General features: G+C 62.4%; 4 protein-coding genes. 1 reads left to right on the forward strand and 3 read right to left on the reverse strand.

The genetic code is table 11. The features are described 5' to 3' along the window. The first annotated feature begins 256 nt into the window (after positions 1-256). The gene (gene pyk, locus QZL67_RS00590) at positions 257-1,999 is read left to right on the forward strand and encodes a pyruvate kinase (protein ID WP_022288849.1); all 1,743 of its coding nucleotides are present in this window, start codon (positions 257-259) and stop codon (positions 1,997-1,999) included. Positions 2,000-2,098: 99 nt separating this feature from the next. Here the strand turns inward: pyk and QZL67_RS00595 are convergent, their stop codons facing one another. The 3 genes from QZL67_RS00595 to QZL67_RS00605 all read right to left on the reverse strand — a co-directional run. Continuing rightward, positions 2,099-3,175 carry a glycosyltransferase family 4 protein gene (locus QZL67_RS00595; RefSeq protein ID WP_022288850.1) on the reverse strand — a complete coding sequence of 359 codons (1,077 nt, stop codon included), beginning with the start codon at positions 3,173-3,175 and terminating at the stop codon, positions 2,099-2,101. Positions 3,176-3,184: 9 nt separating this feature from the next. Continuing rightward, a complete protein-coding gene (locus QZL67_RS00600; RefSeq protein ID WP_022288851.1) occupies positions 3,185-3,781 on the reverse strand; it encodes a TVP38/TMEM64 family protein in 597 nt (198 codons plus the stop codon). Continuing rightward, the coding region (locus tag QZL67_RS00605; RefSeq protein WP_292919579.1) for a glycosyltransferase at positions 3,778-4,324 on the reverse strand (547 nt) is incomplete at its 5' end. The genes QZL67_RS00605 and QZL67_RS00600, both read right to left, overlap by 4 nt.

A 4,324-nucleotide genomic window follows, 5' to 3' on the forward strand; every position in this document is an offset into this window, starting at 1 on the left:
TCAGTCCTACCTCTGTGCAATTTGAAAAGGACAAAAAGATCTGGTTGGTAGCTCTCCGGCAGAAAGAAGCCATGCCATACTATTAAAATGGAAATATCCAATAAATGTGGCATACCGTTTCCCAGGTACCTTCAGAAAGCAGCAGGGACGGTTTCAAATTTCGCAGAAATTTACAAACTGGCTCTTTTGTATTTCGCGGTTGTGTGATAAACTAAAATTTGCATGAGTTTCCGTTGATTTGAAAGGTGGCTTTGCAATGAGAAAAACCAAAATCGTCTGCACACTGGGCCCCGGCACAGACCGGGAGGGTGTCCTGCGGGAAATGCTGGAAGCCGGCATGAACGTAGCCCGCTTCAACTTTTCCCATGGCAGCCATGAAGAGCATAAACGCCGGCTGGACCAGCTCAAGGCTCTGCGGGAGGAACTGAACCTGCCGGTGGCCGCCATGCTGGATACCAAGGGCCCCGAGATCCGTCTGCGGACCTTCCAGAACGGCTCCGTCACGCTGAAGACCGGGCAGGAATTCACTCTCTCCACGGAGGATATCCCAGGGGATGAGAGCCACTGTGCCGTCACCTACCCGGAACTTCCCCAGGATGTGAAGGCCGGTGACACCATTTTGCTGGATGACGGTCTGGTCCGCCTGACCGTATTGGAGACCGCGGACTCCTCCGTCCGCTGCCGGGTGGAAAATGACGGCATCATGAAAAACAACAAGGGAGTCAATATCCCTGGTGTGCGGCTGTCCATGCCGTACATGAGCCAGCGGGACCGGGAGGACATCCTCTTCGGTGCCGAGCAGGGCTTTGACTTTATCGCCGCCAGCTTTGTCCGTACTGCCGCCGACGTGCGGGAGATCCGGCGGCTGCTGGACAGCGTGGGTTCCAACATTCGCATCATCGCCAAGATCGAGAATCAGGAGGGCGTGGACAATCTCTCCGAGATCCTCTCCGTGGCGGATGGCATCATGGTGGCCCGGGGCGACATGGGCGTGGAGATCGACTTCACAGAGATTCCCATTCTGCAAAAGCAGATGATCTCCCAGTGTATCGCCTGCGGCAAGCCCGCCATCACCGCCACGCAGATGCTGGACTCCATGATCGAGCATCCCCGGCCCACCCGGGCGGAGATCACCGACGTGGCCAACGCCATCTATGACGGCACCTCCGCCATCATGCTCTCCGGCGAGACCGCCGCAGGCAAATACCCGGTGGAGGCGGTCCGGACCATGGACGCCATCGCCGTGCGCACCGAGGGCCAGATCAATTACACCAAGCGGATGAAGCGCCTGGTGGGCACTAACCGGCTGTCCATCGCCGCGGCCACGGCCCACGCGGCCTGCACCACCGCCGCCGACATCAGTGCCGACGCCGTCATCACCGTCAGCCAGCGGGGCACCACTGCCCAGATGGTCAGCCGGTTCCGCCCCGCTACTACCGTGATCGCCTGCCTGCTGGATGAGCAGGTACGCCGTCAAATGTCGCTGTACTTCGGCGTGGTGCCGCTGATGATGCCCTATGCCAACAACACCGACGAGCTGGTCGAATTTGCCGTGGAGGCTGCGGAAAAGAGCGGCCTTGTCAAGCAGGGCGATCTGGTGGTGGTCACCGCCGGCGTGCCTGTAGGCGTAGCAGGCACCACCAATATGATCCGGGTCCACCTGGTGGGCGGATTCCTTCTCAACGGCGTGGGCATTGGTTCCAGAAATGCCTCCGGCCCGCTGTGCGTATGCCGCTCTCCGGAGGACGTGGCCCATAAGTTCCATCCCGGCGACGTGCTGGTGGTCCCCTATACCACCAACGACCTTTTGACCTATATCCGTCAGGCCGCCGCCGTCATCAGCGAGGAGTCCGGGCTGAACAGCCACGCCGCCACCGTGGGGCTGACCCTGGACAAAGCGGTGATTGTAGGCGCCACCGGCGCCACCCAGCGCCTGCGGGACGGCACCATGGTCGCCGTGGACTGCGTCCGGGGCGTGGTGCAGACGCTGCCTCAGTAATCTTCCCTTTTTCCGCACAAAAACGCTCCGGGATAAGTCGTCCCGGAGCGTTTTTTGTCCGCAGCTTTGCGGCCGAGGAAGCCGCAGCGTCTGTATTTTTTACATCGGACCTGTGAAGGAATTTTTTCCGAAGAGGAGCGGGGAAACCGCAGGCACCGCCGCCGGCTCAGGCTCCGGCAGGATGCCCTCCCGGCGGTAGATCTCCTGTAGCCGGCGTCCCACCGTCTCCAGACTGCGGGAGCGGGCCGTGGTCAGAGCCGCCTCCCGCAGATCCGGCAGCGTGCCGTCCAGCACTCCCCGGACCGCCGCCTCAAAGCCGTCCACATCCGCCGCCTTGTACACCTCCCGGCCGCTCTCCAGCCAGCCGTCGTACACAGGGATGTCCCGCAGCACTGTGGGAATCCCGCAGGCCAGAGCCTCCAGCACCACAATGCCCTCCGTCTCCTCCCGGCTCAAAAAGGCAAACACATCCGCGCCGCAGTATGCCTCCCGCAGGGTCTCCCGGTCGACAAAGCCTGGGAACACCACATTGTCCGGTGCCTGGGCCATGGCGTCCTGAATGGACTGGGGCAGCAGACGGGGGTCTGTCCAGCCGTACCAGAGGAAACGGACCTCCGGCATCCGCCGGGCCAGTTCCAAAAACTCCGGCAGCCCCTTCCGGGCGATGGTGTGGCCCACGGAGATGACCACCCGCTCCCCGTCCCGCAGTCCCCAGCGGCGGCGGAAGGCCTCCCGCCGCTGCCGGCTGGGGGCAAAGAAGGAGGTATCCACTCCGTTGGAGATGCTGTACACCGGCTTTTTCATGCCGTAGCTCTCCAGCAGTTTCCGGGAGTATTCCGTGGGCGTGAGCACCACGTCCCCCAGACCATAGCAGAACTTGATCCACTGGCGGAACAGCGGTGCCAAACGGTCGGAGCCTTTGAAGGAACTGCGGAAATCCTCCATGGTGGAGTGGCCGTAATAGATCACCTTCCGTCCCCGGAGCCGGGCGGAGAGCACCGCCAGCAGGGAATCCGGCAGAACGGTGTTGATATGGATCGCCGCCGCGTCTGCGGTCCAGTGCTCCGTAGTGGCCATGCCAGCCCGCCGCAGCATCTCCCGCTGGTGGCGGATGGCCTGTCCCACGCCGCTTTTGCCCACCAGCTTCTCTCCGCCGTTGTAAATATAAATCCGCATGGCTCCTCCTTATGCAAACAGGGCCGTCACATGCTGCCACACCACGGTCAGTCCCAGACTGTACAGGGCGATGGAAGCGGGCTTGCCCAGCAGGATGATGGCAGTGTAGCGCCGCCAGGTCATATTCGTGGTGCCCGCCAGATAGCACAAAAAGTCATCCGGCGCCACAGGGAAAAAGATCGCCAGGGCAAAGAGCCGGGCAAAGCGGTTTTCCTGCTCCGTCCAACGGCTGTACTTGTCGATGGTCTTTTGGGAAAAGAGCAGCGGCAGCAGGGGCTTTCCGCAGTTGCGGGAGATCCCGAACGCCATCAGCGACCCGGCGCAGATGCCCACATAGTTATACACAAATCCCCACCAGGGCCCAAACAGCAGCACCCCTGCCAAACATCCCAGTCCGCCGGGCAGGATGGGAATCACCACCTGCACCGCCTGGAACACCACAAACAGCAGCGCCCCAGCGCCGCCGCAGCTGGCCACAAATGCCGCCAGCCGCTCCTGGGAGGTGAGGATGCCGGACTGCCAGCCCCAAAGCGCCACCAGCAGGCAGATCACCATTCCAGCTACCGACACGGCCTGCAAGGCCGTTCTTTCCACGCACTTCGTCATGCGGATACCTCCTCCTGCCCGCGCCGGCGGGCGATCTGCGCCAGGTAGATGGCCTCCACCCGGCGGGCGAATTCCTCTGCCGAATAGTCTTTTGCAGACAGGGCTGCCTGCTTGGAGAGCGTTTGGCGCTGCTCCGGATGCGTGCGGAACGCGTCCAGCTTTTTCATGAAGTCTGAAAAATCCCGGAACTGCCAGCCGTTTTCTCCGTCCCGGATCACCCCATCCAGGCAGGGGTCCGCCCGGCACAGCGCCGGGACCCCTGCGGCCAGGGCCTCCACATAGGTCAGTCCCTGAGTCTCACTGGAGGAGGCGCTGACGAACAGGTCTCCCAGCTGATACCACTCCGCCACCTGCTGGGGCGGCACCATGCCGGCAAACACCACCTGGGGTGCCCGGAGTCCCAGTTCAGCGGCCTCCCGCTCCAGCTGGGACCGGTAGGGACCATCCCCCACCAGCAGCAGCGTCACCGCCTGGTCGCCCATGGCCGCCCGGAAACGCAGCAGCTCGTCCAGGTTCTTTTCCGCTGCCAGCCGTCCCACGGAC

It is taken from the genome of Oscillibacter sp. CAG:155 (assembly GCA_000436875.1).
Lineage (GTDB): Bacteria > Bacillota > Clostridia > Oscillospirales > Oscillospiraceae > Oscillibacter.

Bases quoted from the DNA above. Each gene is read 5' to 3' on its own strand.
- pyk (WP_022288849.1), top strand. From the start codon at position 257: ATGAGAAAAACCAAAATCGTCTGCACACTGGGCCCCGGCACAGACCGG.
- QZL67_RS00600 (WP_022288851.1), bottom strand. From the start codon at position 3,781: ATGACGAAGTGCGTGGAAAGAACGGCCTTGCAGGCCGTGTCGGTAGCT.
- QZL67_RS00595 (WP_022288850.1), bottom strand. From the start codon at position 3,175: ATGCGGATTTATATTTACAACGGCGGAGAGAAGCTGGTGGGCAAAAGC.